Below are 1,247 nucleotides of genomic sequence, written 5' to 3' on the forward strand. Positions count from 1 at the left end.
CCGACCCGCGCCGAGACCATACGCGGGTACGTGCAGGGGATGCACCTGTTATGGCTGGCCGACCTGGCCACCCATCGGCTGGGCCAGAGCATGGGCCAGGCCGCCACCATCGAAACGCGCTACCGCTACACCCCCGATGTGAAGAGCCTGCCCGCCATGGTACCGGCCATCATCCCGCTGCTGCTGATGATGATCCCGGCCATGCTGACGGCGCTATCGGTGGTGCGCGAGAAGGAACTGGGTTCCATCCTCAACCTCTACGTCACCCCGGTCACCCGCACCGAATTCCTGCTGGGCAAGCAATTGCCTTACCTGCTCCTGGGGATGCTCAACTTCGCCATGCTCACCGTACTGGCGGTCACCGTGTTCGGGGTGCCGGTCAAGGGCAGCCTGTTGACGCTGACGCTGGCCGCGCTGATCTTCATCATCTGTTCCACCGGCTTCGGCCTGCTGGCCTCGACTTTCACCAATAGCCAGATCGCGGCCCTGTTCGTGACCATGATCGGCACCATCATTCCCTGCGTGCAGTTCGCCGGATTGCTCAACCCGGTATCTTCCCTGGAAGGGATGGGCGCCCTGATCGGCCAGGTCTATCCGGCCACGCACTTCCTGACCATCAGTCGCGGCGTGTTCAGCAAGGCGCTGGACGCGGGAGACCTGGCCTCCTCGTTCTGGCCGCTGACCCTGGCTGCATCGGTGATCCTGGGCCTGTCGGTGCTGTTGCTCAAGAAACAGGAGCGGTAAGATGCGCAACTCCTGGGCCAACATCTACCGCCTCGGCATCAAGGAACTGTGGAGCCTGCTGCGCGACCCGGCCATGCTGGTGCTGATCGCCTACACCTTCACGCTATCGATCTACGTGGCCGCCACCGCCATGCCGGAGAGCCTGCACAATGCGGCCATTGCCATCGTCGACAATGATGGCTCGCCGCTGTCGGCACGCATCGCCTCGGCCTTCTACCCGCCGCATTTCAAGGTAGCGCAACTGGTCACGGCCAGGCAGGCCGATGCTGGCCTGGATGCCGGCGACTACACCTTCGTTCTGGACATCCCGGCTGATTTCCAGCGCGACGTGCTGGCCGGACGCGCCCCGGCGGTGCAATTGAACGTGGACGCCACCCGCATGAGCCAGGCCTTCACCGGCAACAGCTACATCCAGCAGATGGTGAGCAACGAAGTCACGCAGTTCGTGCGCCGCACCGAAGCCACCGGCAGCACCCCGGTCGGCCTGTCTGCGGATGCGCTCA

At 64.2% G+C, this 1,247-nt stretch carries 2 protein-coding genes; both read left to right on the top strand.

Annotated features, from left to right (window positions below; genetic code table 11):
- Nucleotides 1–744 (top strand): ABC transporter permease (locus I5W_RS26655; RefSeq protein ID WP_148289209.1); only part of this gene is annotated, 744 nt, incomplete at its 5' end.
- Nucleotide 745: 1 nt separating this feature from the next.
- Nucleotides 746–1,247, top strand: a 502-nt coding sequence (locus I5W_RS26660) for an ABC transporter permease (protein ID WP_044531528.1), incomplete at its 3' end; no start/stop codon positions are given.

Origin of the sequence: Herbaspirillum sp. B65, assembly GCF_000333555.1 — a bacterium.
Taxonomy (GTDB): domain Bacteria; phylum Pseudomonadota; class Gammaproteobacteria; order Burkholderiales; family Burkholderiaceae_D; genus Herbaspirillum; species Herbaspirillum rubrisubalbicans.